Annotated in this window: 2 protein-coding genes and 1 pseudogene; all 3 read right to left on the bottom strand. The window is 69.6% G+C overall.

Going from position 1 to position 2,588, the window contains the following annotated elements; all coding sequences use genetic code 11:
* A partial coding sequence (locus JHN63_RS49950; RefSeq protein ID WP_200691770.1) for a helix-turn-helix domain-containing protein occupies window positions 1-534 on the bottom strand: 534 nt, incomplete at its 3' end.
* A gap of 665 nt (window positions 535-1,199) precedes the next feature.
* The gene (locus JHN63_RS49945) at window positions 1,200-1,955 is read right to left on the bottom strand and encodes a hypothetical protein (RefSeq protein ID WP_200691769.1); all 756 of its coding nucleotides are present in this window, start codon (window positions 1,953-1,955) and stop codon (window positions 1,200-1,202) included.
* Window positions 1,952-2,588 (bottom strand): annotated as a pseudogene (locus tag JHN63_RS49940) (serine/threonine protein kinase); the annotation flags it as partial. The gene JHN63_RS49945 and the pseudogene JHN63_RS49940, both read right to left, overlap by 4 nt.

Below are 2,588 nucleotides of genomic sequence, written 5' to 3'. Positions count from 1 at the left end.
GTCCTGCTCCAGCTCTCGCCCGCTGCCCCGCACCACCTTGATCCCCCGCGGCTGCTGGGCCTCAGCCCAGGCGTTCACCAGGGAGGTCTTCCCCATCCCCGCGCCCGCCCGAACCAGCACCACCGCACCCCGACCGGCCCGGGCCTCATCGGCCGCGCGGTCAAGTACCGCCAGTTGACGGCGACGATCGAGCAGACCTGATGTGATGGCGCCGTCATCGGCCGGGGGACCGCCCTGCCGACCAGAACGGTCGGCGGCAAGCAGCGCGACGGCGTCGGTGTCGGTCAGTCCCAACGCCTCCAACAGCAGCTCCACCGTGCGCCGCTGCGGCCGCTTCCGGCGGTCCCGCTCCAGATCCCTGATCGACCTGGCCGTCAGTCCGGCGGCCTGGGCGAGCTCTTCCTGTGTCAGCCCTGAAGCCCGGCGCAGATCCCGCAACTTCTCACCGAACGTCATCACACGCCCCCACAGCCAGCCCAGAACGCCGACCACCGAGAGGACGTGACGGTATGTCGTCGCGCCAATAGTGATCATCAACGTCTGGGCAGAACCCTACCGGGGGATCGCGAGGTTGCGCAGAGCCAGTCCTTGCGCTTGAAAATTCCCCTTGACGGCGCGCCACTCGTCAGGGCAGCAGGTGAATGGCCAGAATGGAGCGGTTCTGGTGTATCGAGACGGGACCGTCCCACTTCAAAACCACCCGGTGATTCCTCGGTGACGTGAATGCCGGGTCCCGGACGGCGACCTGGCTGCCTGCCACCAGGGCCTGCTCGCCCGCATTCGGCCCCACCGCGCCAGGACGGAGACACACCCTCCTTGAAACAAGGACTCCCGATGATCCGAGCCGCATCCCGCCCGGGGCACCTCGTCAAAGCCCTCGCCGACGAACCTGCCCCGGTGCCGCCCGGCCGTGAATTCAGCGTGCTGTGATGCACGGTAACTGTCGTGCAGGTTGCCTGGAGCACATCGGTGCCTCCAGGCAACCGACTTGAGACTCTAGAAGAACCCGAGTTTCTTCGGGCTGTGTGAAACAAGAAGGTTCTTGGTCTGCTGGTGGTACATCGTGCGTTCGGTTCTGACCTGGGCGTGTGCGTGATGCGAAGGGTAGGTGGCGTGGGCCGGCCCGTGTATGGTCCGGATCTTGGTCGTGAGTTGTCCGCCCCGGAAGGGCGGAGTCGGCGGTCGATCCAGGTGGGCCGTCAGGGACAGTCGTACGAGAAGTGGGCGGCGCTCGCCCGGTGACCGGGGGACAGGATGCGCAGTTCCGCCCATGCCGCCCGGTGGCCCGGGCCTTGGTAGGTCCATCGAAGGTGCAGGCGCGCCTGTCGCTGCCCCCGGACCATTACCTCGTGCAGGACGTCGGACGCTGTGCCGTCGCTTCGGACCCATCGGTAGGAGAGGGTGCCACGACGGCCGTTGGTGGTGACCAGACCGACGATGTCCGCGGTGCCGTCGCATCCCATAACCGTCGGCCTCGCCGTGACGGCAACCTGGGTGACCGCCACGGACTGCCCGAAGCGCTGCCAGGCCAGGAAGACGAGGACGGCTACCACCAGCAGCGTCGGCAGAGCGTTCTTGCGCAGCCTCCGACCGCGGGGCGCGGGAGCCGACGACGTGGCGGGAAGCATCTGGACGGTGCGGTGCGCGACGGCGGCCGTGACACCGGGCCCGAAACGCAGCACGCTGCCCTCGACGCGGTCGGGCCGGGTCGGGGAAGCGCTCGCCGGGACCGGTTCGACGAGGGTGTCGTCCGTTTCGGGTCGCTGGATCCAGTGGCTGGCCAGCACGGTGGCGCTGTACTCGCTGTCGGGGCTGGAGGTCCGGTCGTCGGGGACGTGGCCTTCGGTGGGCCCGAGGTGGAGTGTGGTGCTGTGCGCGTCGGCGGGTGCGAGTGCCCGCGTGGGCTCCTCACCCTTTGCCGCCGGCGCGGGCGTGTCGTCGCTCTGAGCAGTCATCGGATCTCACACTGCCTGGTCAGGATCTGCTGTGAGGCGCCGCCGGAAGCCGGTGCCGGAGTGGTCGTGGCCTGGACCGTCCAGTAGCAGCCGTCGTTCTGGAAGGTGTGGTCGACGGTGATCGTGTACTGGGTGGCTCCGCTGCGCTCGAAGGTCTGGGACGCACCGTCGGGGGAGCCGGCCCCACCGCTCGCCTCGCCCGTGAACCACGAGACGGTGACGGAGATCGGCCCGCTGCCGTCCGTGGTGACGGTGATGGTCGCGGTGGAGGTCGTGGGGCCCGTCTGACTGAAGGCCGATACCGCGACGTTTTTGACGGCGGGAGCGACGGGCGGGGTGGAAGAGGCGGTCGTCGGTGTCGCCGGCGCGGACGTGGTCGCCTCGCCGGGCGTCGTCGACTGCGTGGGTGAGCCGGTGGCGGAGGCGGAAGGCCGACCGGTCGGGGTGGCCGACGGGCCCGAGGGGGAGACACCGGGTGTCGGAGACAGGTCACCTGACGGAGTGGGCGCCGTGGGCGGGGCGGTGGGCGGCGCCGCCTCGGTGCCGGCCCCCGCCGTGGTGGTGGCCAGGGCATCGGCGGTCCGCTCGGCGGTGCCTGCCGAAGCGTGCTGCATTCCGTAGGTGAGCAGGAGG

The organism is Streptomyces sp. MBT65, assembly GCF_016612545.1.
Lineage (GTDB): Bacteria > Actinomycetota > Actinomycetes > Streptomycetales > Streptomycetaceae > Streptomyces.
This window is presented reverse-complemented; position numbering and strand designations above follow the sequence as displayed.

What these genes read in the sequence shown, in the direction of transcription:
- JHN63_RS49945 (WP_200691769.1), bottom strand. Translation starts at nt 1,955, where the DNA reads ATGACTGCTCAGAGCGACGACACGCCCGCGCCGGCGGCAAAGGGTGAG.